Here is a 24,335-nt window from a genome sequence, read left to right as displayed (position 1 = left end):
TCGGGCCTTTGGAACGCACCTCTCCGCCTCATCGCTTTATAAGGAAGCAGAATAGTAGGATTATACATATTATATAAATATGAACGGTGGGAGGAGATTACGAGGAATACGTCTGGCCTTTTGCGGCCCCGCTCGCAAGCCGACGACCGCCGGAAGAAAAACGGCGCGACATGAGCCGCGCCGTCAGACCAGAGGCATGAATTTCTTGCCGTCACACCACCGGCGTCGGCAGGTCCTTGCCGGCGAAATGCGCGTCAAGATTGGCAAGAACGAGATCAGCCATGGCGCGCCGCGTCTGGTGTGTGCCGCTGCCGACATGCGGGGCGAGCGTGACGTTGTCGAAGGCGAAAAGTGCTTCCGGCACACGCGGCTCGTCTTCGAAGACATCGAGCGCCGCGCCGCCGATCGTGCCGTTCGAAAGAGCTTCGACCAGCGCCTTCTCATCCACCAGCGAACCACGCGCCACGTTGACGAGCACACCCTGGGGACCGAGTGCCTTCAACACATCCGCATTGACGATATGGCGTGTTTCGGCGGTGGCGGCGGCGGCGATGATCAGCACATCGCAATTGGCGGCCAGCGCCTCGATGCTGTCGTAATAATCATAGGCAACATCGCGGCGGTTTCTGGCGGTGTAGGAAATACGCGCATCGAAACCTTCAAGCCGCTTTGCGATTGCCTGGCCGATGCGGCCGAGGCCGAATATGCCGTAACGGCGGCCGGCGACGCGGGTGGAAAGCCCCATATCACCCTTCAGCCATTGGCCGGTGCGCACATGCTGGTCGGCCTGCGGCAGCTTGCGCGCCTGTGCCAGAACGAGGCCGAGCGCGAGGTCGGCGACATCGGCTGTCAGCACGTCAGGCGTATTGGAGACGCGGAAACCGCGTCGCTTGGCGTCAGTCAGATCCACCTTGTCGAAACCGACGCCGTTGATGGCGACAATTTCAAGATTGGGAAGTGCGGCACCAATATCCGCCGGCAGGCCGATATGGCCGCCGGTGACGACGCCGCGGATTGAAGCACCCTTGTCAGCAAGGAACGCCGCCTTGTCAGCAGCCTCGAACAGGCGATGCACGGTGAAGCGCTGCGCGAGTTCTTCTTCCAGTGCCGGGATGAGCGGGCACAATTGCACGATTTCAGTGGTCATGAAGTTTCCTTTGCGCCGGTGAACTACTTCACATCGGCCTTGACGAATTGCCGGAGTTCCGGCGTTTGCGGGTTGGCGAAGAGTTCGGAAGAACGGCCCTGCTCCCAGATCTTGCCCTTGTGCATGAAGATGGTTTCGGTCGCCACGCGGCGCGCGAAGGCCATTTCATGGGTGACAAGGATCATGGTCATGCCGTCTTTGGCGAGGTTTTCCATCACGGTCAGCACTTCCTCGGTCAATTCAGGGTCGAGCGCCGAGGTCACTTCGTCGAACAGCATCACCTTCGGCCGCATGGCGAGCGAGCGGGCAATCGCCACGCGCTGCTGCTGTCCGCCGGAAAGCTGGTCCGGATAGGAATCGAATTTCTCCGAAAGGCCGACGAGTTGCAGAACTTCGCGGGCAATATCCTTGGTTTCCGATTTCGCCACGTCCTTGACGATGCGCGGCGCGAGCATGATGTTTTCGCCGACCGTCAGATGCGGAAAGAGATTGTAGCTCTGGAACACGATGCCGACATCGGTACGCAGCTTGCGCAACGCCTTGGCATCTTCGCCAATCGCATGACCGGCGATTTCGATACGGCCGGAATTGATCTTCTCCAGCCCGTTCATGCAGCGCAGCAGCGTGCTTTTGCCCGAACCCGACCGGCCGATGAGGGCGAAGACTTCACCGCGGCCGACCGTCAGCGACACGCCTTTGAGGACTTCCAGAGCGCCAAAGCTCTTGTGAACGTTTTCAACGATTACTTCCGGCATGAAGCCTCCTTTCCAGCCAACGCGACAGCTGGGACAACGGGTAGCAGACGATGAAATAAAGCACGGCCACGGCGACGAAGACGCGGAACGGCTGGAACGTGGCATTGTTGATGAGCTGCCCCGCTCTCGCCAGTTCGACGAAACCGATGATTGATGCGATGGACGTATTCTTGACGACCTGAACGGCGAAACCGACGGTCGGCGGTAGCGAAATGCGGATCGCCTGCGGCAGAATGACGTAGCGATATTGCTGGGCGCGGGTCAGCGCCAGCGATTCCGACGCTTCCCATTGCTGCTTCGGCACCGCCTGGATGCAGCCGCGCCAGATTTCCGCGAGGTAACCCGATGTATAGATCGTCATCGAGGCGCCGGCGGCAAAGAGCGGTGGCAGTTCCAGCCCGGCAAGGCTGAGGCCGTAATAGGACAGGAACAGGATCATCAGCACCGGAATGCCCTGGATCACCTGGATATAGGTGCCGGCGGCAATGCGTAGCGCCTTGAAATTCGAGGTGCGGGCGAGCGCCACGAAGAAGCCGACGATGCCGCCGCCGATAAGCGCAATGATCGTCAGAAGCACGGTCCATTGCAGGGCGGTCAGCAGGAAGCCGAATTCGTTCCAGCCGAAAGTTCGAAGAGTCATGACTGCACCTCCGGCATGGCGGTCATCGTCTTGCGGGCAACGCGGCGGCCGAACAGCCACATGCCAACAAGGGCAAGGATGAGCCGCAGGCTGAGCGCCAGCGCAAGATAGATGAGCGTGACGACGATATAGACCTCGAAGGAGCGATAGGTCTGCGATTCCACGAAGGCAGCGGCGGCCGCAAGCTCATGGGTGGAAATGGCCGAACATATGCTCGATGCCAGCATCATCAGCACGAACTGGCTGCACAGCGAGGGATAGACCTTGGCGATGGCAGGCACGATAATGACGTGGCGATAAATCTGGTACTTGGTAAAGCCGAGCGCCTCGCCCGCCTCGATCTGCGACTTGTGCACCGCCTCGATGCCGGCGCGGATGATCTCCGTCGAATAGGCGGCGAGGTTGATCGTCATGCCGATCAGCGCCGCCGTGTCCGCCCCTACCCTGAAGCCGAGGCCCGGCAGGCCGAAATAGACAATGAAGAGCTGTACGAGAAACGGCGTATTGCGGATGACTTCCACATAACCGTCCACGATGATGCGGACGATGCCGCCATTGATGGACCGCAGCGAGGCCAAAAGAATGCCGAAAGCGCAGCCGAGCACGATGGACAGGACAGACAGCTTGATCGTCAGCCATATGCCGTTCAGAATCTCGTTCTGATACTGGGCGAGTGCGCCGAATTGGAATGTATAGGACATGCGTCACTCCGTTGACATTTCCCGGGCCCGCCGGAAGTCTTCCCGGCGGGCGCGTTGAAAGGCTCAATCAGAAGCTTGGCAATTGCGGCAGCGGACGGCCGGTCCACTTGACCGAGATGCGGTCGAGATCGCCGGACATCTTCATGAGGTAGATGGAGGTGTTCAGCCACTGGCGCAGCTCGAAGTCCTCAAGCTTGGTCGCCATGGAATTGCCCTGCTGGAAGAAGGTGAAACCAACCTGCAGACCGGCTTCCGGACGCTGCTTGATGATCGCTTCGCCAACCGTGGACGGCAGGGCGACAGCATCAACTTGACCGGCGAGCAAAGCCTGGGCGCTGGTGGAATCGTCTTCGTAAACGACGATTTCGAGACCTTCGACATTGGCCTTGCGCAGCGCGGTTTCCTGCGAGGAACCGCGATTGACCGAAACGCGCTTGCCCTTGAGGCTGTCGAGATTCTCGAACTTCTGGTCCTTGCCGGAGATGATGTCCATGTTGAAGGCGCTGTAGGGCTGCGTGAACATCACGGTCTTGGCGCGTTCACCGGTCGGCGCAAGTGTGGCAACAAGGAAATCGACCTTGCCGGTCTGAAGTGCGGGGATGCGGGCGGGCGGTGTCAGCGGCACCAGCTCCACCGGCAGCGACAGGTAAGAGCCGATGAGATTGGCGACATCAACGTCGTAACCGGAAGGATTGCCCTTCTCATCCACCATGCCCATCGGCGGCGCACCGGTCAGAACACCGATCTTGACCTTGCCGCGCGCCGTAATCTCGCTGAGCGAGACGGCATGGGCGGATGTGCTGGCAGCAAGCGTTGCTGCTGCAACACCGACGGCAACGGTCATGTTCTTCAGAAATCTTGAAATTCTCATGGTTTCTCCTCCAACCTTATAGTGGCTGCCCAAATGGAACAGCGGCCTTGCGCAAACCGAAAAATGTTCTCGATAACATTTTAACGCGATTGACTAAAAACTCCTCCCAAGAAACCGCGAAAGCACAAAACCAGATGAATTTCCCATTAAATTCAATGTTTTTGGCTGGTTATCGATTTTCCTCTGTTCGACACCGTTTCACGTTCTTGGCAGGATCAATAATGCATGTTATCGGTATCATTGCAAGTCCGATCTACAGAACTGTTTCGGTCGGCAATCATTCGGGAGGAAACATGTACACACGCTCGGCAATTTTCGAAGGCAGGATTCACCCCGGCCGGGAGGAGGAATTTTTCCGCATCGTCGAGGAGAAATTGCTGCCGGTCTGGAAACGCATGCCGAATGCACAGGCGGTGCGGGTGATGCGCACCGAGCGCACGGACCCGGACGCCGCCTCGATCATCATGGTGCAGGAAATCGACTATCCGTCGATGGAAGCAGTGGAGGAAGCGCTGGTTTCCCCCGTCCGGCTGGAAGGCCGGGTGCTGACGGATGAGATGATGAGCATGTGCGACGGGCGTTTTTACCATCTGGTCTATAGCCGCGTCGCATAAATCCGGTGCACGCCGCATCGATCTGCAATCATACGGCGTGCTTTCCCTTGATATCTTCGTGTATGTCTTGTCCTGAACCGGTTCGAATTTAGGGAGACATGCTTTGGTGGAGCGCACGCCCTTGGCCGCAGCGTTAGTCACGTCAAAAAAAGCTACCATGAGCGATGTCTCGAAACTCGCGGGCGTCTCCAAGATGACGGTCTCGCGGGTGCTGGCCGATCCCGCGCTGGTGTCGGAAGAGACACGCCAGAAGGTGATGAAAGCCATCGAGAAGCTGGGTTATGTGCCAGACCGGATCGCCGGTTCGCTTTCCTCCCGCCGCACCAATTTCATCACTGCCATCCTGCCGACACTCACCAACTCGAACTTCGCCGATAGCGCACAGGGGCTTGCCAATGCGCTGCGCGCAGCCGATTACCAATTGCTGATCGGCTACACCATGTACGATCTGCAGGAAGAAGAACGCGTCATCCGCACCATGATGGAGCGCCGCCCCGATGCCATCGTCGTCGCCGGCACGGTGCATACCAAGATGGCGAGCGAAGTTTTGATGCGCGCCGGGATCCCGATCGTGGAAATCTGGGATGTGCCGGAACACCCGATCGATCACGCGGTCGGTTTTTCCAATTACGAAGTGGGAAGAACTGCCGCCAAACATCTGATATCGCTCGGCTTCAGGCGAATCGGCGCGCTTGGCTCAAGGGCCGATGGCGATGTGAAGGACTGGCGCGGCGAAAGCCGCCTGCTCGGTTTCGGCGCGGCCCTGCGTGAAGCCGGCATTGCCGACGATCTCATCATCCGCGAAGGCAGCGCCCCGGTCTCCTATGACCACGGGGCAAAGACCCTCGGCTCGCTGCTGGCCAAGGCGCCAGATGTCGAGGCCATCTTCGCCGTATCGGATATTTCCGCCGTCGGCGCGCTGATGGAATGTCATCGCCGTGGCATTCATGTGCCCGATCAGGTCTCGATTCTCGGTTTCGGCGATTTCGATATCGGCCGCCAATGTTACCCGGCGATTTCAACGATCCGCGTCGATGCCCAGATGATCGGCCGCAGGGCGGGCGAATTGCTGCTTTCGATACTGGAGGCGGAAAAGGATGCCATTGTTCCCGAGGGTGCGAGGGTGGATGTCGGCTTCGAGCTGATCGTGCGGGAGACAACGAAGCGGCTGGGTGGGTGAGACTCTAGCCAGGGGGAACGAGCGGGTGCTGCTTGCTTCTTCTCCCCAAGGGGGAGAAGTCCGCGGCAGCGGGATGAGGGGGCTAGCTCCCCGCATATCGTTAGCGTTGCCCCCCTCATCCGACTCTTCGGGCCACCTTCTCCCCGGCGGGGAGAAGAAATATCATCGCTCCCCCATCTCGACGTCATCCTTGGGCTTGACCCGAGGATCCACAGATTCGGCAACCCATAGATCCTCGCCTCAAGGGCGAGGATGACAGGCGAGGGTCTTACCGCGCGCCCCACGTATCCGTCAGACGATACCCTTCCGGCCACGGATCGGACGGATCGAGCATGTGCTGGTGGATACCGGTGATCCAGCCGCGACCGGAGATTTCCGGCAGGATGGCCGGACGATCACCGACCTTGGTGGTTCCAAGAATACGTCCGGTGAAGGTAGAGCCGATCAGCGACACTGCCGTCAGCGTCTCCCCCTCCTTCATCTCGCCGCGTGCATGCAGTACCGCCATGCGGGCTGAAAGTGCCGTGCCTGTTGGCGAACGGTCCACCTTGCCCGGCTGGATGGCGACGGCCGCCCCTGCCCGCAGGCCTTCGGCCGTGCGCTCCACCTTGCCGGCAAACAGGCAGAAGGAAAAATGCCGCCAGTCCGGGTTGTCGGGATGCTCGAAGCTCAAAGCCTTGTTGGCGGCATTGGTGATGCGCACGCCGAGGCGGGCGATCTCATGCGCCTCTTCCGGCTTCAGGCTGAAGCCCATCGCTTCGGCGTCGACGATGACGAAGCTGTCGCCGCCATAGGCCGTGTCCACCTTCAGCGTGCCGACGCCTTCAACCTCGAGTTCGACATCGAGCTTTGCGGCAAAGCTCGGCAGGTTCTGCACGAAAATGCGCTCGGCCTTGCCGTTGCGGCATTCGGCACGCACCTTCACCAGCCCGCCCGGCGCTTCCAACAGCATATGCGTTTCCGGCTCCTGCATCGGCACGATACCGCCATCCAGAAGAACGGTGGAAACGCAGATGGAATTGGAACCGGACATGGGCGGCGTATCTTCCGGCTCCATGATGATGAAGGCGGCATCCGCGTCGGGATGTTTCGGCGGCACCAGAAGATTGACATGGCGGAACACGCCGCCGCGCGGCTCGTTGAGCACGAAATTGCGCAGCGTCTCATCGCGGGCGATGAAACGGCTCTGTTCCCAGATCGTCTCGCCCGGCGGCGGCCTGACACCGCCGACAATCACATCCCCCACTTCGCCTTCCGCATGGGCGGAAATGACATGAACGGTCTTGATACTGCGCATTCAAAACTCCTTAGGAAAGCCATGAAGGAAGAAGGGATGGGGCACGGCCGGTCAGCGCGCTTTCAACGCAATCGGCAAGGCTGCCGAAGCGCACTGCACGGCCGCTGAGGCCGGGTCCGTAATGGGCGTATTTGCCGGAATTGGTCATCAAGGCGCGGGTTTTCGTCGGGAAAACCGGCTCGGAAATGGAGCACCAGCAAAGATCAGGCAGCACCTGCACCCCGCTGTCATGCAGGCTTTTCAAGGTGCCGTCCTGGCCGGCCGCATTGATGACCTGCTGCCCGGCTGTCACGATGACGGCGACATCCGCATGCCGCTTGCGGCCGGCGAGCACAGCGGCGAGCGCGCGGCACTCCTCCAGCGAGGCATGCGGGCTGCCGATGGCGACAAGCTGCACGTCCTCCGGCCCCTCATTCAGCAGCGACCAGCCAGCGGCCATATCGGCAAGCGAAATGGTGACGGTCTCGGCTGTTTCCAAAGGCGTAAGCCCGGCTTCCGGGGTCACACCCTCGATATGCAGCATGGGCGCGGCGGAGGTGGTGCCGAAGGCGGCGCAGAGCGCCTTGAGATCATCCCGCGACGGCTTTGCAGGGCCAAGGCCACGCAGCAGCGGAATGCAATCCGGCGCGGCCTTGCCGGCAAGATAACCGATGAGCGGCCAGAACGCATCGTCCACGCCCTGCGGCAAAGCCACATCGACAATGCGCTGCGGCCGGCGGTTTTCCTCCAGATAAACGCCGGAAAGCGGCGCCCTGCCCGTCATCGCGATGCAGAGATCGAGAAAGTCCGGATGTTTGGCCGTGCGAGCGCCAAGAACCGTATTGGCGAAAATCACGGCATTCGATTCGGCCCAGGCGATGGATTCGCCGGCATTCGGAGCGCTGTCGAGCAGGTAAGGCGAACAGGTGAAGGTCGGGCGACAGCCCATGCGTACATAGGCATCCGCCAGCCTTGCGGCCGGATCGCCGAAATCCTCCGGCACGCCCTGCGCGCGCCAATGCGCCTTGTCCACCGAAATGGCGTTCATCGTCGTCGGCACGCGCACCCTGCCGCCCATGTCGGCCATTTTCTCCGCGAAGGTGAGATTGGCGGGGCTCGCATAGATGCAGCCGTCAATATGGCCCTGCGTGACATCGACAAGCGCTGACGCCCCCTGCTGGGCGGCCATGGCGATGATGATGCGCATCGCCTGCTGCGCGGCAATGCCGTCGCGGCCGTCGAGCATTGCCCTGTCGTCACCCTTAAGATCAAGATGCGCCGTCGCCGGTGGTGTGACGGCAAGGGAAACGCCATCGGCCTCGATGGTCTTCTCATCGATACGGACACGAGCAGCCTTTGAGAACCGGGCAAAATTCTCCGCGTCAAGACGCAGCACCGGCAGAGGCTTGCCGAACATTGCCGCCGCGACGAGCGCGCCCAGCGTCAACACATCCTCGGCCTCGCAGAAGACCAGCGCCGAGGGCGCACGGCCCGTGAGGATAAGATCGAGCAGGACGCCCGAACCGGTGCAGGACCCACGGCTGGTGGGCATGAACAGCACGCCGCCGGTGAGACAGATGCCGTGCAGCGGGTGGTGCACGTCGATGACCCGGCCGGTGGCGGGATCGACCCCGCCCCAGAAACTCAACGCTTCCGTCGTGGCGATCACGGGACCTTCAGCCGCACCGACCAAAATGCTGCGGGCTTCAGGAACGGCTGTTGTCGAAAGGGAAGAAGACATCGGAAATCCCCGTCAGAAACGTTGTGGCGAAAATGCCCTTGTATCGATGGCGGGCTTTTGTCCCGTCAGAAGATCGGCGACGATGCAGGCCGTGCCCGCCGATTGTGTCAGTCCCAGATGGCCGTGGCCGAAAGCGTAGACCACCCGTGCGGTGTGCCGTGCCTGGCCGATGGCCGGCAGGCTGTCCGGCAGCGAAGGGCGAAAGCCCATCCATTGTTTGCCGCCTTCGGTTTTGAGACCCGGCAGGAAGCTCGCCGCCTTTTTCAAAAGCGCTTCGGAGCGGGCGAAATTGGCGGCAAGCTCAAGCCCACCCAGTTCCACCGCGCCGCCGACGCGGATGCCGGAAGAAAGCCGCGTGACGACAAAACCATGGCCGCCGAAGGTGATCTGCGTGCGCAGATCGAAAGCACCGGCCGGCAGGGTGGTATTATACCCCCGTTCCGTTTCCAGCGGAATTTTTTCCCCGAGCGAGCGGGCAATGCGATGTGAAAAAGCGCCTGCCGCCAGCACGACCTTGCCGGCCTTACGGCTGCGCCCGTCATGGCTCACCACCTCGATCCCGTATTCAAGCGGCCTCAGCGCCGCAATATCGAGGCGTTCGAGACGTCCGCCAATGGCGCGGAAATGCTCGGCCAGTGCGAGCGTATAAAGCTTGGGATCGGCGATGGAATACCAGCCGGGCGTAAACGTGCCGCAGGTGAAACGCGGCGCGATGCCAGGCTGGATTTCGGCCATCTGCTCGGCATTGAGGTGGCGGAACTCGATGCCGTGCCGCTCGCGCGCCTTCCAGCCGGGAAGCGAGCTTTCGAATTCGGATTCGCTTTCATAGACCTGGAGGTTGCCCTCCTTGCGCAGCATGGCGATCGTGTCGGTCTTTTTAAGGAACGGCTCGAGCCTGGCCTTCGACAGATCCATCAGCGCCGTCTGGGCGGCGGTGGAATGTTCCACCTTCGAGGCGGCACAGGCCCGCCAGAAGCGGAACATCCACGGCGCGATCTTCAGCGCATAGGCCGGTGGCACGCTGAGCGGACCGAGCGGATCGAGCAGCCATTTCGGCGCCTTCCAGAGAATGCCGGGCGATGCGAGCGGCAGAATATCGGTGAAGGCAAAGGCGCCGGCATTGCCAGCCGAAGCACCCGCCGCCGGACCCTCGCGGTCTATGACCGTGACCGAGAGGCCACGGCCCTGCGCCGCGATTGCCGCCGAGAGGCCAACGACGCCGGCCCCGATGACGATGACATCATTGGCTGGCATTACCGCACGCTCGCCAGGAATTTCTGCGTCTCGGCATGCTGCGGCGCGCCGAACAGCTGGTCCGGCGTGCCGATTTCCGCCATCACGCCCTGATGGAAGAAGGCGACGCGGTTCGAGACATCACGCGCAAAGGCCATTTCATGGGTGACGCAGATCATCGTCATGCCTTCATCCGCCAGCATCTTCAGCGTATCGAGCACTTCGCCGACCAGCATCGGGTCGAGCGCGGAGGTGACTTCGTCGAACAACATATATTCCGGCGACATGGCAAGCGCGCGGGCAATCGCCATACGCTGCTGCTGACCGCCCGACATGCGGTTTGGATAGACCTTCAGCTTTTCGGCAAGACCCACATGGGTCAGCTGCTTGACCGCAATCTCTTCGGCCTGCTCCTTCGAGATGCCGAGCACCTTGCGGGGCGCCAGCATGACGTTTTCGAGCACCGTCAGATGCGGGAAAGCGTTCCATTGCTGGAAGACGATGCCGACCTTGCGGCGCAGCTTGTTGAGGTCCGTGGACTTCGCATGCACCTCGGTGCCGTCGATGACGATCTTGCCGCTGTCGATCGGCTCGAGGCCGTTGATGCAGGTCAGCAGCGTCGACTTGCCGGAACCGGAGCCGCCGATGATGGTGACGACCTCGCCCTTGTTGACGGTGAGGTTGATCCCTTTCAGAACCTCCAGCGGGCCGAAGGATTTGCGGACGTTTTCGATCTCAATCATTGGGGGACCACCGTCTTTCGAGATACCCGCCAAAACGGGCGATGGGGAAGCTGATAAGGAAGTAGATGGCGCCGCAGATCATCAGGATCGTCAGCGGTTCCTGCAGGCGAGTGACGAGGATCTGCGAGGCGCGCAGAAGCTCGATGAGGCCAAGCCACAGCACCAGCGCCGAATCCTTCATGACACCGAGCGTCAGCCCGATCCAGGAGGGCAGCGACACGCGGGTGGCAAGTGGCAGCACGATGTATCGCATGTCCTGCGACCAGGTCATGCCCAGCGACCGGCAGGCGCGGCGCGTGTTGGACGGCACGGCGCCGATGCCGCCACGCACGATTTCCGTGCAATAGGCCGCCGTATAGAGCGACAGCACCACGCAAGAAGTGGTGAAGGGCGGCCAGCCGAGCTTGGCGATCGACTGGAAGGCGTTGCCGAGGACGAGCTGGATGAGCAGCGGCACGGAGCGGAAAATATCCAGCACGAAGGTCAGCGGCAGCGACCAGTAGGCCCCGAGCTGGAAGCGGATGATACCGAAGATGATCCCCATGATGGTGCCTGCCGTGACGGCGACGGCGGTGACGGCGAGCGTCATGCCGGCACCCTTGGCCAGGAAGGCGAGATCACTCCAGGTGAGAGCGGTTTCAAACATGGCTCACCTCTCTCAGTAACGGAACAGACGCCAGGCCAGCAATCTGGCGGCGAGCGTGACGATCTTGGCGATCACATAATAGATGACCGCGGCGAGCGCGAAGAATTCGAAGGTGCGGAACGAGCGCGCATTAAGCGCCTGCGTGACGCCGGCAAGATCCGTATTCATGCCGACCGTGACACCGAGCGACGTCATGAGGATCGCCCAGACCATCTGGTTGGTGGCCGGCAGAAAGGCGACACGCAACATCTGTGGCAGGATGATCAGCCGGAAGGTCTGCATCGAGGTCATGCCGAGCGAGCGGCCGGAGCGCGTCTGCGTATCGGGAATGGCCTTTAGCGCGCCGCGGAAATTTTCCGCGAGATAACCGGCATTGTTGAAGGCGATACCGACCAGAAGCGCGGTATAGGGGCTGAGGTGAATGCCGAAATTGCCAAGGCCGAAATGGGCCATGTAGATCTGGAACAGTGCCGGCGTGTTGCGGGCGATTTCCACCCAGACGGAGGCGAAAGCGCCGAGAATGCGGTTGCCGGAGAGCCGGAACAGCGTCAGCAGGATGGCGAAGGAAAGGCCGATCACCATCGACAGGATGGCAATCTGCAGCGTCACCACCGCACCGTCCAGAAGCTGCGGCAAAGCCTTCAGCGCCTGATTCCAGTGAAATGTATAGTTGAACATGGGCGTCCCGCCTCTTCAGAAACGATCAACGGCGCGATCATCTTGACCGCGCCGTTTACGAAAAGTCCTGATCAGCGATAAACGCCGTTGACGGTGAGCGAGGGAACTTCACCGCCAACCCATTTTTCATAGAGTTCGGCGTAACGGCCGGTGCGAACCTGCTGGTTGATGAAGAGGTTCAGGTAGTTGATGAAGCCGTATTCGTCACGGTTGGTGAAGAGCGCGACATAGTCAATGTCATAGGGCGCCTTGCCGACCACGGAGATGCCGGCGAACTTGCCGCCCTTGACGTTGGACTGCGCAACCGTCGAGGTGGAAACGGTGGCGTCGATCTGGCCCTGGCTGAGCGCGAGGAACACATCGGCCTGTGTCTGGTACGGACGGAATTCACCGACGCCCCATTCCTTGACCGTCTTTTCGAGCGCGATGGCTTCGAATGTACCGGCCGTTGCGCCGACAGTCTTACCCTTCATGTCTTCGAAGGACTTGATGCCGGACTTGTCGTTGGCGGTAACGGCCATTTCGAAGGCGAAGTAAGGCACCGTCATGCCGACCGTCTTGGCGCGTTCCAGCGTATCGGAGGTCGAAGCAACGCCGACATCGACGCGGCCCGACATCAGCGCGGGAATACGCTCAGGGAAAGGCGTTTCGACGATTTCAGCGGTAACGCCGAGCGCCTTGGCGAGGTCGTTGCAATAATCGACATCGAAGCCGATCGGATTGTTGGCGTCATCACGCGCGCCCATGGGCGGGAAATCGAGCACGACAGCGCAACGCAGCGTGCCGGACGAAATGATGTCGTCAAGTTTGTCGGCCTTGGCCGGCGTAATAGCGAAAGTGGCGGCCAGCAGGCCGGCGACGATGACCGATTTTTTCATTCTTTATTTGCTCCCACAATTGGTCTGCCTTTGAAGGCGCGGTCACTATTTCCCTATGGCGGCGATAAATCAACATAAAAATACAAGGAGTATACAAAAAGAATTTTTGCACCTGCGAACAATAAGAGCGAGCATCGGGGATAAATAGCGCACGAGGAAATGGCGGGATGTCGAAGCGCGTTTTCGCGAAGGTTTCGACCAAGTGCTGGTCAGGAAGGAGACAAAACCTCTCCGCCGTCATCCTCGGGCTTGACCCGAGGATCCATAACCCGTTGAAATCGATGGATCCTCGGGTCAAGCCCGAGGATGACGTCGAGTGTGCGGGGAGGTTCGTGAAAATAGGAATCCATGGAAACAGGCCGGCTGGATGTCGGAGAAAATCACAGGAGCAAGGCCGGGGAAATCGTCACGGATGACGAAAATTCTCTATCGGAAACACCTGATTTCCAGCACCTCACCAAAAAGACGAGTTGCAATAGACCTACCTTTGTATACTTTATGTATTCAAAATGTGCGGACCACTATCGGAGAATTATGATGAGCGACACCACCACCCTGACCATTGACGGGCTTTCCGAGAGGGTCGAGGCGATATTCCGCAAGGCCGGCCTCAACGACGTCCAGTCCGGGGCACTCGCACGCGTCATCACGGCGGGTGAGCGGGACGCCTGCAAGTCGCACGGTATCTACCGTATTGAAGGCGCCCTGCGCACCGTCAAGGCCGGCAAGGTGAAGCCCGATGCGATACCGGAAGTCGCAGAGGACGACGGCACCGCCATAGTGAAGGTCAACGCCAATGGCGGATTTGCCAATCCCGCTTTTGAGCTTGGCCTGCCGGTTCTGGTGGAGCGGGCAAAACGCTCCGGTATCGCGGCGCTCGTCATCAATGACTGCACGCATTTCTCGGCGCTCTGGCCGGAAGTCGAGGGCCTTACCTCGAATGGTCTTGCAGGGCTCGTCATGTGCCCGAGCTATTCCACAGTCGCGCCCACCGGCGGCAGCAAGCCGCTGCTCGGCACCAACCCCTTCGCCTTCGGCTGGCCGCGCAAGGACACCTCCCCTTACGTCTTTGATTTCGCCACATCCGTGGCGGCACGCGGTGAAATAGAACTGCACCGACGGGCGGGAAAAAAACTGCCGGAAGGCTGGGCTCTGGATGCAGACGGCAAGCCGACGACCGATCCGGAAGCCGCTCTTGCCGGCTCCATGCTGCCCTTTGGCGGCCACAAGGGATCAGCCATCGGCACCATGATCGAGCTTCTCGCCGGCATCATGATCGGTGACCTGACCAGCCCTGAAGCGCTCGAATTTCTCGGCACCACCACGCTTGCCCCGACCCATGGCGAGCTGATCGTCGCCTTTTCTCCGGAAGCCTTTGCCAAGGGCCGCCCCGGCGATCCGTTCCAGCGCGCCGAAATCCTGTTCGACGCCATCATCGGCCAGGGCGCCCGCCTGCCCTCGGGACGCCGCTTCACCGCCCGCGCCAAATCCGAACGCGAAGGCATCACACTTACCGCCGCCGAAATGGCCGGGCTCGACCGGCTGCTGGAAAAGGGGCTGGATGCGGTTTCCTGACCGCGTCTGGATGTGGAAATGAAAAAGGCCCGCGATTGCGGGCCTTTTTTCATGGGTGACATAGCATCCCTGCTCCGTCACCCCGGACTAGATCCGGGGTCCAGCGCGATCAAGTCCTTGATCGCGGAAGAGTCCTTTCACAGCGCAGACGCGCCGTGGCTGGATGCCGGATCAAGTCCGGCATGACGGAGGAGAGATATCAAACCTCATCACATGCAAAAAAGGCCCGCAGTTGCGGGCCTTTTTTACAGCAGCAATATCTCAGGCAGCCTTGCAGGCCTGCACAGCGCCCGGAAGCTTGCTCCAGTCGGCGTACCAGCTGTTGAATAGCTTGAACTGCGCCTCGACATAACCGCGCTGGCTGTCCGTCAGGGCGTCGGTTTCGTTGAAGTGCAGCGTGTATTCCTTGTCGCCCTTCAGCACCATCATGTGCTTGAAATAAAGAACCAGATCCGGGCCTTCATCGAAGGAGGAGAGGACGGCGAGTGCCTGTTCCAGTTCCAGCGCGCGGGCACGGGCATCGGCATCGCCCTTGGCGGCGGCCTGCGACAGCTTGCAAAGGTGAATGACTTCCTTCGGCAGAACATTGCCGATGCCGGTGATGGCGCCGGTCGCGCCGCAATTGACGAAGCCGTGGACGACAGCGGTATCGACGCCGATCATCAGGGTAACCTCATCGTCACGGCTGGTGATGTTTTCAGCGGCGTAACGCATATCGGCCGGGCCGCCGAATTCCTTGAAGCCAACGAGGTTCTTGTGCTCGGCGCGCAGCGCGAAGAAGAGATCGGCGCGGGTGGCGAAACCGTAATAGGGGCTATTGTAGATGACAGCAGGCGTTTCAGGCGCGGCTGCGAGGATGGCCTTGAAATGCGCTTTCTGGGCAGAGATGACCGAACCGCGCGACAGGACGCGCGGAATGACCATCAGGCCCTTTGCGCCAACCTTCTGGGCATGGGCGGCGTGCGCCACGGCGGATGCCGTGTTGACTGCGCCGGTGCCGACGATGACCGGAATGCCGGCCTTCACCAGGCGCTCCACGCCTTCCATACGCTGCTCATCCGTCAGGAGCGGCCAGTCGCCCATGGAACCGCAATAAACGACGGCGGACATGCCATCGGCGATCAGTTCCTTGCCCTTGCGGACAAGCGCATCGAAATCAGGGGTGCGATCATCCTTACAGGGGGTCATCAAGGCGGGAATCACGCCGGAAAAAATGCTGGCCGTCATTACTAGCTCCTAAGGGACAGTTTTTCGGGAATGGACGCACCTCCGCGCCATCCTTTCGACAAGGACATTACAATCTTGTATTTTATTTGTCGACAAGAAATCGACAAGCTACAGATTTATTTCCAGACGCTCGTTACGCACCAGCAGTTTCTGCACCTGCCGCACGATCTGCTCGGCGTGCTCGCGGGCCAGTTTCTCGGAAAGAACAGTATCGCGTGCGGCAATCGCCGCGATCATCTCATCATGATCGTCGACGAAACGCTTCGGCAGGCGATCGTCATAGGACTGGTAATAAAGCCTGAGGATGCGCCGTCCCTCATCCAGCAGGCGCTTGAACAGGCTGGTGAAATAAGGGTTGCGTCCGGCTTCGGCGATCGAAAGATGCAGGGCGGCATTGGTGGAAATCATTGCCAGCGCATCCTGCGCTTCCACCGCAGCCGCAAATTCGGCCTGATGCGCGCGGATTTCCGCCAGATCTTCCGGGCGGTGATATTGCGCGGCGAGCTGGGTCGTGACCCGGTACATCAGCACCAGCGCATCGAAATAAGTATGCATGTTGAGGAAATCGATGTTCGACACCATGGTAGAGCGGTTCGGCAGCGTATCGATCAGCCCCTCGCCCGACAGCCGCACCAGCGCCTCGCGGATCGGCGTGCGTGACATCTTGAACCGTTCGGCAAGCTGCACCTCGTCAATGGGGCTACCCGGCGGCAGGACCAGATCGAGAATTTCGTCGCGCAGCAGATCGTAGACCATCTTCACGCCGGAGCCGCGCTTGCGCTCGGCAGAAGCAATTATATCCGTCATCATCAAATCCCTCTTGTCGACATAAAGAGTACTATTATATTTTTTCCCGATCAACGCCGCGTTGCAGCGCCTGCGCTTCGAATGGCGGAATAATTGTTCAAAAACAACAAAAAGCCGTCGCGAAAATTACCCGCGACAGCTTCAAACATGCGATTTGTGGCGTTGATGCTATTTATACAGCGTCGCCGCTTAAGAGTGGATGATTTCCCTTAGAAGCGAAGAGCATGCCGCTTGTCTCTTCTCCCCGCCGGGGAGAAGGTCGCGGCAGCGGGATGAGGGGGCAAGGGTCGAGATATGCGGAGAGCTAGCCCCCTCATCCGACCTTTCGGGCCACCTTCTCCCCGGCGGGGAGAAGAAACGAGCTGCACCGTTGTGCTGACCCAATAGCCCGGCCTCGCGGTAGTGCGCCCTCAGTTGCGCAGGCCGGTGGCCACGACGGAAATCTTGAAGGCGCCGTCCAGCGTCGGATCGAAGGAAGCACCCATCACCACATCGGTCTCCTCGCTCACCGCCTCGCGCACCAGCGTCATCGCCTCGTCGATCTCGTAAAGCGTCAGATCGTTGCCGCCGGAGATGGAGACAAGCGCACCGCGCGCTTCCTTGAGCGAAGGCTCCCCGAGCAGCGGATTGGCAATGGCAGCGGCGGCGGCTTCCGAGGCGCGCTTCTCGCCCTTGGCCTGGGCGGTGCCCATCAGCGCACGCCCGCCATTCTTCATGACATAACGCACATCGGCGAAATCGAGATTGACCAGACCTTCGCGCAGGATGAGATCGGTGACGCAACGCACACCGAGCGACAAAACCTTGTCCGCCGTCTTCAGCGCATTTTCGAAAGTGGTGCCGGCATCCGCAATACGCAGAAGGTTCTGGTTGGGAATGACGATGACGGTATCGGCCGTGTTCAGCAGATTGGCGAAACCATATTCGGCGGCCCGCATGCGGCGCGCGCCTTCGAAGCTGAACGGCAGGGTGACGACGCCGACGGTCAGGATATTTTTCGCACGGCAGGCTTCGGCGATGACGGGAGCCGCCCCCGTACCGGTGCCGCCGCCCATGCCGGCGGTGATGAAGCACATGTCGTAACCGCTCAGGTGATCCATGATCTCGTCGAGCGAATCGATCGCCGCCTGCCGGCCGACTTCAGGATCGGCACCCGCGCCCAGCCCGCCCGTCAGCTCGGAGCTCAGCTGCACAAGCCTCGGCGCGTTGGTTTTCTTCAGCGCCTGCGCGTCCGTATTGGCCGCGATGAAATCGACGCCGCCGATGCCCTCGGCAATCATGTTGTTGATCGCGTTTCCGCCACCGCCGCCAACGCCGATAACGGCAATATTGGGCGTGTTGCGGGCAATGGTGGCGCGCGGAGACTGGGTCATCGTCTTATTCTCTTTCTGAACTCATAGGGTCCCGCGCCGTTTTTAAGCGCGGCACGCGAATGATCGGCTAGGCTCCAGCACGTCCTTCCTCACGCGGGAAGGAGGCTGTAACGCCTTGAATTTGCAATAAGCCTCTTGGCCATATGCGGCAAAAAGGCCTGTACTCCAGGGGCGAAAAATACGCTACGGCGCCGTTCCCCCACCCTTTCCCCGGATGAAAACCAAACCGAATCAACTGCTTCGCTATTCAGAGGTGATAGCTGAAAAGCCATGCCGTTTACACTCCATTCACCATGTTTATCTCACTTTGGAACGAGTTGCCCTGACAGGTGTTTGCTTGCCAGCAGCGCCAAAGCGCACAGAATGGAGGCAGGCATATGTTGGCAGACGTCTTGCAGAGCGAACCGGGTTTTCGCACGGAACAGCCACGCGTGCTGATCGTGGAAGACGAGTTTCTCATCGCCATGGATATCGAAGATTCCATACTCCAGGCCCAGGAAGAAGCAAATGTCATCGGCATTGCCAACCGGCTGGAGGACGCGGTTATGCTCGGCAGCCGGGCCGATATCGCCTTTGTCGACGTCAACCTTGCCGATGGCCAGACCGGCCCCGAAATCGGAAGGCGGCTTTCGCAGGATCACGGCGTCGTGGTGATTTTCATGACGGCGAACCCGGAAGTGGTGATCAATCTCGGCATCGGTGCCGGCGTGATCGCAAAGCCCGTGCCGCAGGATGCCGTTGAACAATGCCTTGCCTATGCGCTTGCCAAGCTGGCAGGCACCCGCGCCGTCACGCCCATCGGCATGATGGCCTTCGACTAAGCTATTCCCTGACAATGAAGTGAAACGCCAGAAACAAAAAAGCCTGCCGCGGGAGGAGGTGCGGCAGGCTTTTTGAAAAAATGAACAGCGATATGGGAGGAGGAAAACCGCTGTCCCCGGGGCAATCCTTGGGAGGAGGAGTGGATTACCCGCAATACCGAAAGGATGTGGGAGGAGGTACATCCGTTTCGATGGTTGGAAGATAACATTTTCCTGCGCGTTTTGCAGGCACAAGGTTGCAGCACAGATATGCGTTTAGCGCATAACCAATATTGGCGACAGAATTACCGGCGACTATTGCGCCAAGACCGTCGCGATATCGCTGCAATGGCACCAGTCACCGTTCCTGAATACATCGCCGCCCGTTGCAGGCAACGATCCAAGGATCAAGCACGGTGATATCGCAGCAGCAGAGTCCAAAAAACAAAAACGCCCGCTAAGCGGGCGTTTGGGCATTCAAAAGCGGCATTTTCGCCTTGATTACTTGCCGACTGCGGCGCGGGCGACGCTGGTGATCTGGCTGCGATCAATACCGAGATCGTGCAGTTCACGGGTGCTCATGCGGCCCAGTTCGTTGATGGTCTGACGATATTTGCGCCAATTGTTGAAGCTGCGTGCTACGTTCATGACATTACCCTTTCTGAGGTTTAGGTGACGTCAGTAACGTTTTCGTTCCGGCGTCCTTTGATGCCCCCTATATGCGCTTTCTCTCGCCCAATGAACAGGCAGAATAAGGCAGGCCACCCATGCGCTGCATGCAAGGGTTCCAAAAGGGGCACGGCGTTACTGGAAGGTTTCAGAACTTGTAGCGGACGCCAAAGACGTTGGCGTTTGTTGCGCCCTTCATATTACCCAGCGTCTTGCCGCCGCCGGAACGGTGGTGAAGACGCCAGAAGAATTCCGTCGAGGAATCCTCGCTGAAGGAAACGTTGATCTCAGGCCCCAGATAAAACAGGACATTGGCGTTGCCATCATCCTTGATTTCCTGTTCGCGCTCACGGCCTCGCTGCGCATCGTTCACGAGGCTCAGGCCCGCCGTGAAGCTTGGCGTGACGAACAGCCGTTCTCCGAGCTTGATCTGCTCGTAACGCGCAACCGGCCCCGCCCAGACCTCACCGGTGAAACCCTTGCCAAATCTGGCGGCAATGCCGATTTCGCCACCCAGCTTCACATTGCCGATGCTGTAGGGATAAAACTGGTAACCGCCACCAATAATGGCGTTCCTCTCATATTCCACCGGAATGAGAGCCGCGCTTTTCAGCATGTCCTCCTTCGTCATGGCGCCGGCAAAGCCGAATATCGCTTCGCTCGTCTCCGAAGTCATATCCTCCGACGCGAAAGATGATGTCGCGGCCAGTGCTATCATGGCCGCCAGCGACAGACGTGCTGCAATATTCATTCTGCTACTCCTGAACAAAGCCCGCTTTACCCAGCCGTCCTCATAGGCATATTCCCCGAAGGCGAACATACCGTTACCGAACACAATAAATTCAACACGGGCGAATTGGCCGGAAAACAGGCATTTTTCCCGGGTTCAGCGCAGGAATCGCCTGAAACGGCGAAGCGCAAAAACGAAAAGCGCGCTGCCGATGGCCAAAAGGGCTAGCAATTGCGGCCAGACGACATCCAGCCCGGCCCCGCGGAAAAGCACCGATTGCGCCAGAATGACGAAATGGGTGTTGGGTGCCAGAAGCATGATGTACTGGATGATATCAGGCATGCTTTCGCGCGGCGTCATGGCGCCGGAGAGCACCTGCAACGGCAGGAGAAACAGGATCAACAGCATGCCGAACTGCGGCATGGAACCGGCGACCGTCGCCAGAAATATGCCCATCGAGGTCATGGCGAAAAGTTGCAATGCGGTTCCGAGCAGGAAAAGCGAGAGCGAACCTTCGATCGGAATGGCGAGCAGCCCCCTGACGACGACGAACAGGGAAAATGCCGAGGCCACCAGCACCACGAGGCCCATGGACCAGACCTTGCTCAGCATTATCTCCAGCGGCGTCACCGGCATCACCAGCAGATGCTCGACCGTGCCATGCTCACGCTCGCGAATGAGCGCCGCCCCCGTCAGCACGATGGAGAGCATCGTGATGGCGGTGATGATGTTGTTGATCGATCCGAACCACGACTTGTCCAGTTCCGGGTTGAAACGGGAGCGCAGCGTCAGATCCACCGGCACCGAGGTCGCGCCACGATAGCGGTTCATATATTCCTGGATTTCGCTGGTCACGATGGTCTGGACATATCCGCCGCCGCTGAAAGCCTGGCTCATGCGGGTGGCGTCGATGTTGAGCTGAATGGCCGGCTGCTGCCCCGCCATCAGGCGGCGCTGGAAATCCGGCGGAATGTTGAGCGCGAAAGTATCGAGCCCCGCATCCATGCGCTTGTCCATTTCAGTGATCGAAATCTGCTTTGGCGGCGCAAAATAGGGCGGATAAAACGCCGTGCTGATGCGGCCCGAAAGCGGTGACTGATCCTCATCGACGATCGCGATGGCGGCATTGTTCAGCGTCTCCGGCAGCGCGCTGGAGCCGGTATAGATCTGCAGCGTGAAGGCGTAGACGATCAGCAGCAGCAACATGCCGTCACGCGCAAGGCCGCGCAGTTCCTTGATGCCGAGCTGGAAGATGTTTGATGAAAACAACCTCATGACGCCTGTTTCCTCAAGAGAGCGGCGCCGGCGATGAGCAACAGCGGAATGGCGATGATGAGCGGCAGGAAAGAGCCGGAAAGGCCGGCGAAATCCAGCCCCTTCGAAAAGGTCCCGCGCGAAATCGTCATGAAATAGGTGGCGGGATAAATGTTGCCGATGAAGGCGCCTGCGCCCTGCAGTGACGAGACGGGATCGATCATGCCCGAATATTGCGTCGCCGGAATGAGCGTCAGCAGGGCCGTGCCGAAGATCGCGGCGATCTGGCTCTTCATGAAGGACGACATGACGAGGCCGATCGAGGTGGCGATGATGACGAAGAGCAAGGCTCCCGTTGCGTAAGCAAGATAACTTCCCGTAAACGGCACCCGGAAGATGAAGATGGCGAATGCCGTCAGAAGCAGGAAATTGAGCATGCCGAGGGCGACATAAGGCAGCTGCTTGCCGATCAGGAATTCCAGCCGGGTGGTTGGCGTTACGTAAAGATTGACAATGGAGCCGAGCTCCTTTTCCCGGACAACACTGAGCGCCGCCAGCATGGCCGGAATGAGCATGAGCAGCAGCGGAATGACCGCCGGCACCATGGCGACAAGGCTTTTGACATCAGGGTTGTATCGATAGCGCGTTTCGATGCTGAAGCTGTTCTGCGTCGCCGCGCTGCCGTAAATCTCGGCCGCCTTCCTCGCCAGCCATGTCTGGTGCATGCCCTGCACGTAACCGCGCACCGTCTCGGCCCGCTGCGGCATGGCGCCATCGATCCAGGCGCCCACCTCCACCGTCTTGCCGCGCAGCACATCCCGGCCGAAACCGGGGGGAATTTCAATGGCGAGGCTCAGTTCGCCATCGCGCATGCGCCGGTCCATATCGGCATAGTCGCGGATCGGTTCCTTCTCGATGAAGTAGCGGGAGCCGGCAATATCGAGCACATAGTCACGGCTGATGGTGGAATCGTCACGATCCAGCACCGCAAAGGTTAGATCCTCGACATCGAGGTTGATGCCGTATCCGATCACGAACATCAGGATGACGCTGCCAAGCACCGCCAGCGTGCCGCGAATGGGGTCTCGCTGCAGTTCCAGCGCCTCGCGGCGCGTATAGCTGAACATGCGCCTGACATCGAAAAACCGTTTGCGGGTGGGCGCTGCATGTGGCGTCACAGGCACATCCGCTTTAGCGACCGGCACCGCCGCCGGTTCCGCCTTTTTCACGCCGGACGCATCTTCGAGATAGGCGACGAAAGCCTCTTCCAGCGTTGCCGCATTCCGGCTCTTGGTAATCGCGTCCGGTGTATCGCTGATCAGCACCTTGCCGGCATGCATCAGCGAAATCCGGTCACAGCGCTCCGCCTCGTTCATGAAATGGGTGGAGATGAAAATCGTGACATTATCGTTGCGTGAGAGATCGGCAAGGATTTGCCAGAAGCCGTCGCGGGCCACCGGGTCGACACCGGAGGTCGGCTCGTCGAGGATGAGAATGTCAGGCGAATGGATCATCGCCACCGCCAGCGACAGTCTTTGCCGGATGCCAAGAGGCAGGTCGTCCGGCAGAGTCTCCATGACCGCGCCGAGATCGAAGCGCTCCGCCATCTCGGCGATGCGCGGCTGAATTTTCTCTTCGGGCAGCTTGAACAGCCGCGCGTGCAGATCGAGGTTCTGGCGCACCGTCAGTTCGGAATACAGCGAAAAGGCCTGGCTCATGTAACCGACGCGGTGGCGGATGGCCATGTCGCTGGCATCCACCTTGTGCCCGAAGAGCTTCGCCTCGCCTTCGCTCGCGGCCAGAAGCCCGGTCAGCATCTTCATGGTGGTGGATTTTCCGCAGCCGTTCGAACCAAGAAATCCGAAAATCTCGCCACGCGGAATCTTGAAGCTGACATTGTCGACAGCGGTAAAGTCACCGAAGCGCATGCTCAGATGCGAGGCCTCGATGGCATAGTCACCATCATCGCTCGCCTTGCGCGGCGCGATATGCACCTCGTGGTAACCCTTGCGCTTTTCTTCCGGAAGAAGCGCGATGAAGGCCGCATCGAGATTGGCAGCCGAGGTGCGCTCCAGAAGTTCGGCAGGCGATCCCGTTGCCAGAATTTTTCCGCCATCCATGGCAACCAGCCAATCGAAACCGGCGGCTTCCTCCATATAGGCCGTGGCGACGATGACGCTCATGCCTGGACGCCCGGCCCGGATCGAATCGATCAGTTCCCAGAACTGCCGGCGCGACAGTGGATCGACACCCGTGGTCGGCTCATCGAGAATGAGCAGGTCCGGGTCGTGGATCAGCGCGCAGCAGAGCCCGAGCTTCTGCTTCATGCCGCCCGAAAGCTTCATTGCCGGACGGTCGGCAAAGGGCTCGAGGCCGGTACTTTTCAGCAGTTCGGCAATGCGCGCCTGCCGCTCCCTGCCGCCCTGCCCGAACAGCCGCCCGAAAAAGTCGATATTCTCGAACACGGACAGGGTGGGATAAAGGTTCTTGCCCAGCCCCTGCGGCATATAGGCAATGCGCGGGCAGGTATCCTCGCGGTGGCGCGGATCGGACATATCGCCGCCCAGAACCTCCACCTTTCCCTTCTGTATGGCCCGCGCACCTGAGACGAGCGAGAGGAGGCTGGATTTGCCGACACCGTCCGGCCCGATAAGCCCGATCATCCGCCCGGACGGAATTTCAACCGATATGTCGGCCAGAGCGACCGTGCTGCCGAAGGCCAGCCGCACATCCGCCAGCCGTGCAACCGGCGCATTCCTGTCGTTTTCACTGCTCATCGCGGCGGGTGTGCCCATGG

Annotated in this window: 23 protein-coding genes; 4 read left to right on the top strand and 19 right to left on the bottom strand. The window is 60.0% G+C overall.

Annotated elements, in window-relative coordinates:
• Window positions 1–211: 211 nt before the first annotated feature.
• The 5 genes from AC1ROR_RS17360 to AC1ROR_RS17340 all read right to left on the bottom strand — a co-directional run bounded on the left by AC1ROR_RS17360 (window position 212) and on the right by AC1ROR_RS17340 (window position 4,114).
• On the bottom strand, window positions 212–1,147 hold the full coding sequence (locus AC1ROR_RS17360; RefSeq protein ID WP_498590175.1) for a 2-hydroxyacid dehydrogenase: 936 nt from the start codon (window positions 1,145–1,147) through the stop codon (window positions 212–214).
• A 23-nt stretch (window positions 1,148–1,170) separates the two neighbouring features.
• Entirely contained in the window at window positions 1,171–1,902 is a 732-nt protein-coding gene (locus tag AC1ROR_RS17355) for an amino acid ABC transporter ATP-binding protein (protein ID WP_003521699.1), read from the bottom strand.
• The gene (locus AC1ROR_RS17350) at window positions 1,883–2,542 is read right to left on the bottom strand and encodes an amino acid ABC transporter permease (RefSeq protein WP_003521700.1); all 660 of its coding nucleotides are present in this window, start codon (window positions 2,540–2,542) and stop codon (window positions 1,883–1,885) included. The genes AC1ROR_RS17355 and AC1ROR_RS17350 overlap by 20 nt, the downstream gene beginning before the upstream one ends.
• The gene (locus AC1ROR_RS17345; RefSeq protein WP_003505665.1) at window positions 2,539–3,243 is read right to left on the bottom strand and encodes an amino acid ABC transporter permease; all 705 of its coding nucleotides are present in this window, start codon (window positions 3,241–3,243) and stop codon (window positions 2,539–2,541) included. The genes AC1ROR_RS17350 and AC1ROR_RS17345 overlap by 4 nt, the downstream gene beginning before the upstream one ends.
• Before the next feature lie 67 nt (window positions 3,244–3,310).
• Window positions 3,311–4,114 carry a transporter substrate-binding domain-containing protein gene (locus AC1ROR_RS17340; protein ID WP_498590174.1) on the bottom strand — a complete coding sequence of 268 codons (804 nt, stop codon included), beginning with the start codon at window positions 4,112–4,114 and terminating at the stop codon, window positions 3,311–3,313.
• A 293-nt stretch (window positions 4,115–4,407) separates the two neighbouring features.
• Between AC1ROR_RS17340 and AC1ROR_RS17335 the strand changes: the two genes are divergently transcribed.
• Both AC1ROR_RS17335 and AC1ROR_RS17330 read left to right on the top strand, forming a co-directional pair.
• On the top strand, window positions 4,408–4,728 hold the full coding sequence (locus AC1ROR_RS17335; protein ID WP_003505663.1) for a hypothetical protein: 321 nt from the start codon (window positions 4,408–4,410) through the stop codon (window positions 4,726–4,728).
• A 157-nt stretch (window positions 4,729–4,885) separates the two neighbouring features.
• Entirely contained in the window at window positions 4,886–5,908 is a 1,023-nt protein-coding gene (locus tag AC1ROR_RS17330) for a LacI family DNA-binding transcriptional regulator (protein WP_035224924.1), read from the top strand.
• A gap of 268 nt (window positions 5,909–6,176) precedes the next feature.
• Here the strand turns inward: AC1ROR_RS17330 and AC1ROR_RS17325 are convergent, their stop codons facing one another.
• The 7 genes from AC1ROR_RS17325 to AC1ROR_RS17295 form a co-directional block, all read right to left on the bottom strand.
• Window positions 6,177–7,205, bottom strand: coding sequence for a trans-3-hydroxy-L-proline dehydratase (locus AC1ROR_RS17325; protein WP_498590173.1), 1,029 nt, complete (start codon window positions 7,203–7,205; stop codon window positions 6,177–6,179).
• Between the two features lie 10 nt (window positions 7,206–7,215).
• Window positions 7,216–8,925, bottom strand: coding sequence for a cis-3-hydroxy-L-proline dehydratase (gene lhpI, locus AC1ROR_RS17320; RefSeq protein WP_498590172.1), 1,710 nt, complete (start codon window positions 8,923–8,925; stop codon window positions 7,216–7,218).
• Window positions 8,926–8,937: 12 nt separating this feature from the next.
• Window positions 8,938–10,179 carry an NAD(P)/FAD-dependent oxidoreductase gene (locus AC1ROR_RS17315; RefSeq protein ID WP_498590171.1) on the bottom strand — a complete coding sequence of 414 codons (1,242 nt, stop codon included), beginning with the start codon at window positions 10,177–10,179 and terminating at the stop codon, window positions 8,938–8,940.
• Window positions 10,179–10,901 carry an amino acid ABC transporter ATP-binding protein gene (locus AC1ROR_RS17310; RefSeq protein ID WP_020811659.1) on the bottom strand — a complete coding sequence of 241 codons (723 nt, stop codon included), beginning with the start codon at window positions 10,899–10,901 and terminating at the stop codon, window positions 10,179–10,181. The genes AC1ROR_RS17315 and AC1ROR_RS17310 overlap by 1 nt, the downstream gene beginning before the upstream one ends.
• Complete coding sequence (locus AC1ROR_RS17305; protein ID WP_035224918.1) at window positions 10,894–11,547, bottom strand: amino acid ABC transporter permease; 654 nt, start codon at window positions 11,545–11,547, stop codon at window positions 10,894–10,896. Before AC1ROR_RS17305 ends, AC1ROR_RS17310 begins: the two co-directional genes overlap by 8 nt.
• A 12-nt stretch (window positions 11,548–11,559) precedes the next feature.
• Window positions 11,560–12,225: an amino acid ABC transporter permease gene (locus tag AC1ROR_RS17300; RefSeq protein ID WP_080840109.1), complete on the bottom strand. Its 666-nt coding sequence runs from the start codon at window positions 12,223–12,225 to the stop codon at window positions 11,560–11,562.
• Window positions 12,226–12,296: 71 nt separating this feature from the next.
• Window positions 12,297–13,103 (bottom strand): ABC transporter substrate-binding protein, encoded by an 807-nt coding sequence (locus tag AC1ROR_RS17295; RefSeq protein WP_080840107.1) that lies wholly within the window; start codon window positions 13,101–13,103, stop codon window positions 12,297–12,299.
• 537 nt (window positions 13,104–13,640) lie between these two features.
• On the opposite strand from AC1ROR_RS17295, the gene AC1ROR_RS17290 reads away from it, so the two are divergent.
• The gene (locus tag AC1ROR_RS17290; RefSeq protein WP_498590170.1) at window positions 13,641–14,678 is read left to right on the top strand and encodes an Ldh family oxidoreductase; all 1,038 of its coding nucleotides are present in this window, start codon (window positions 13,641–13,643) and stop codon (window positions 14,676–14,678) included.
• A 261-nt stretch (window positions 14,679–14,939) separates the two neighbouring features.
• Here AC1ROR_RS17290 and AC1ROR_RS17285 read toward each other — a convergent pair whose 3' ends face one another.
• The 3 genes from AC1ROR_RS17285 to ftsZ form a co-directional block, all read right to left on the bottom strand.
• Window positions 14,940–15,905: a dihydrodipicolinate synthase family protein gene (locus AC1ROR_RS17285; RefSeq protein ID WP_498590169.1), complete on the bottom strand. Its 966-nt coding sequence runs from the start codon at window positions 15,903–15,905 to the stop codon at window positions 14,940–14,942.
• 108 nt (window positions 15,906–16,013) lie between these two features.
• Window positions 16,014–16,712: a GntR family transcriptional regulator gene (locus AC1ROR_RS17280; protein WP_035224984.1), complete on the bottom strand. Its 699-nt coding sequence runs from the start codon at window positions 16,710–16,712 to the stop codon at window positions 16,014–16,016.
• A 410-nt stretch (window positions 16,713–17,122) separates the two neighbouring features.
• A complete protein-coding gene (gene ftsZ / locus AC1ROR_RS17275; protein WP_003499495.1) occupies window positions 17,123–18,085 on the bottom strand; it encodes a cell division protein FtsZ in 963 nt (320 codons plus the stop codon).
• Window positions 18,086–18,462: 377 nt separating this feature from the next.
• On the opposite strand from ftsZ, the gene AC1ROR_RS17270 reads away from it, so the two are divergent.
• The gene (locus AC1ROR_RS17270; RefSeq protein ID WP_142174550.1) at window positions 18,463–18,906 is read left to right on the top strand and encodes a response regulator; all 444 of its coding nucleotides are present in this window, start codon (window positions 18,463–18,465) and stop codon (window positions 18,904–18,906) included.
• 480 nt (window positions 18,907–19,386) lie between these two features.
• On the opposite strand, the gene AC1ROR_RS17265 is transcribed toward AC1ROR_RS17270, so the two are convergent.
• From AC1ROR_RS17265 to rbbA, 4 genes are all read right to left on the bottom strand, one after another.
• Window positions 19,387–19,533: a DUF1127 domain-containing protein gene (locus tag AC1ROR_RS17265; RefSeq protein WP_077983920.1), complete on the bottom strand. Its 147-nt coding sequence runs from the start codon at window positions 19,531–19,533 to the stop codon at window positions 19,387–19,389.
• Window positions 19,534–19,702: 169 nt separating this feature from the next.
• The gene (locus AC1ROR_RS17260) at window positions 19,703–20,305 is read right to left on the bottom strand and encodes a hypothetical protein (RefSeq protein WP_035224908.1); all 603 of its coding nucleotides are present in this window, start codon (window positions 20,303–20,305) and stop codon (window positions 19,703–19,705) included.
• 135 nt (window positions 20,306–20,440) lie between these two features.
• Window positions 20,441–21,559, bottom strand: coding sequence for an ABC transporter permease (locus AC1ROR_RS17255; RefSeq protein ID WP_498590168.1), 1,119 nt, complete (start codon window positions 21,557–21,559; stop codon window positions 20,441–20,443).
• Window positions 21,556–24,333 (bottom strand): ribosome-associated ATPase/putative transporter RbbA, encoded by a 2,778-nt coding sequence (gene rbbA, locus AC1ROR_RS17250; protein ID WP_498590167.1) that lies wholly within the window; start codon window positions 24,331–24,333, stop codon window positions 21,556–21,558. Before rbbA ends, AC1ROR_RS17255 begins: the two co-directional genes overlap by 4 nt.
• Between the last annotated feature and the right edge of the window lie 2 nt (window positions 24,334–24,335).

The organism is Agrobacterium sp. GW821-FHT14E08 (assembly GCF_058803865.1).
This window is presented reverse-complemented; position numbering and strand designations above follow the sequence as displayed.

What these genes read in the sequence shown, in the direction of transcription:
- AC1ROR_RS17290 (WP_498590170.1), top strand. Translation starts at nt 13,641, where the DNA reads ATGAGCGACACCACCACCCTGACCATTGACGGGCTTTCCGAGAGGGTC.
- AC1ROR_RS17305 (WP_035224918.1), bottom strand. Translation starts at nt 11,547, where the DNA reads ATGTTTGAAACCGCTCTCACCTGGAGTGATCTCGCCTTCCTGGCCAAG.
- AC1ROR_RS17295 (WP_080840107.1), bottom strand. Translation starts at nt 13,103, where the DNA reads ATGAAAAAATCGGTCATCGTCGCCGGCCTGCTGGCCGCCACTTTCGCT.
- AC1ROR_RS17285 (WP_498590169.1), bottom strand. Translation starts at nt 15,905, where the DNA reads ATGACGGCCAGCATTTTTTCCGGCGTGATTCCCGCCTTGATGACCCCC.
- AC1ROR_RS17280 (WP_035224984.1), bottom strand. Translation starts at nt 16,712, where the DNA reads ATGACGGATATAATTGCTTCTGCCGAGCGCAAGCGCGGCTCCGGCGTG.
- AC1ROR_RS17350 (WP_003521700.1), bottom strand. Translation starts at nt 2,542, where the DNA reads ATGACTCTTCGAACTTTCGGCTGGAACGAATTCGGCTTCCTGCTGACC.
- AC1ROR_RS17340 (WP_498590174.1), bottom strand. Translation starts at nt 4,114, where the DNA reads ATGAGAATTTCAAGATTTCTGAAGAACATGACCGTTGCCGTCGGTGTT.
- AC1ROR_RS17355 (WP_003521699.1), bottom strand. Translation starts at nt 1,902, where the DNA reads ATGCCGGAAGTAATCGTTGAAAACGTTCACAAGAGCTTTGGCGCTCTG.
- AC1ROR_RS17315 (WP_498590171.1), bottom strand. Translation starts at nt 10,179, where the DNA reads ATGCCAGCCAATGATGTCATCGTCATCGGGGCCGGCGTCGTTGGCCTC.
- AC1ROR_RS17335 (WP_003505663.1), top strand. Translation starts at nt 4,408, where the DNA reads ATGTACACACGCTCGGCAATTTTCGAAGGCAGGATTCACCCCGGCCGG.
- AC1ROR_RS17325 (WP_498590173.1), bottom strand. Translation starts at nt 7,205, where the DNA reads ATGCGCAGTATCAAGACCGTTCATGTCATTTCCGCCCATGCGGAAGGC.
- rbbA (WP_498590167.1), bottom strand. Translation starts at nt 24,333, where the DNA reads ATGGGCACACCCGCCGCGATGAGCAGTGAAAACGACAGGAATGCGCCG.
- AC1ROR_RS17330 (WP_035224924.1), top strand. Translation starts at nt 4,886, where the DNA reads ATGAGCGATGTCTCGAAACTCGCGGGCGTCTCCAAGATGACGGTCTCG.
- AC1ROR_RS17270 (WP_142174550.1), top strand. Translation starts at nt 18,463, where the DNA reads ATGTTGGCAGACGTCTTGCAGAGCGAACCGGGTTTTCGCACGGAACAG.
- lhpI (WP_498590172.1), bottom strand. Translation starts at nt 8,925, where the DNA reads ATGTCTTCTTCCCTTTCGACAACAGCCGTTCCTGAAGCCCGCAGCATT.
- AC1ROR_RS17265 (WP_077983920.1), bottom strand. Translation starts at nt 19,533, where the DNA reads ATGAACGTAGCACGCAGCTTCAACAATTGGCGCAAATATCGTCAGACC.
- AC1ROR_RS17310 (WP_020811659.1), bottom strand. Translation starts at nt 10,901, where the DNA reads ATGATTGAGATCGAAAACGTCCGCAAATCCTTCGGCCCGCTGGAGGTT.
- AC1ROR_RS17255 (WP_498590168.1), bottom strand. Translation starts at nt 21,559, where the DNA reads ATGAGGTTGTTTTCATCAAACATCTTCCAGCTCGGCATCAAGGAACTG.
- AC1ROR_RS17360 (WP_498590175.1), bottom strand. Translation starts at nt 1,147, where the DNA reads ATGACCACTGAAATCGTGCAATTGTGCCCGCTCATCCCGGCACTGGAA.
- ftsZ (WP_003499495.1), bottom strand. Translation starts at nt 18,085, where the DNA reads ATGACCCAGTCTCCGCGCGCCACCATTGCCCGCAACACGCCCAATATT.
- AC1ROR_RS17260 (WP_035224908.1), bottom strand. Translation starts at nt 20,305, where the DNA reads ATGAATATTGCAGCACGTCTGTCGCTGGCGGCCATGATAGCACTGGCC.
- AC1ROR_RS17300 (WP_080840109.1), bottom strand. Translation starts at nt 12,225, where the DNA reads ATGTTCAACTATACATTTCACTGGAATCAGGCGCTGAAGGCTTTGCCG.
- AC1ROR_RS17345 (WP_003505665.1), bottom strand. Translation starts at nt 3,243, where the DNA reads ATGTCCTATACATTCCAATTCGGCGCACTCGCCCAGTATCAGAACGAG.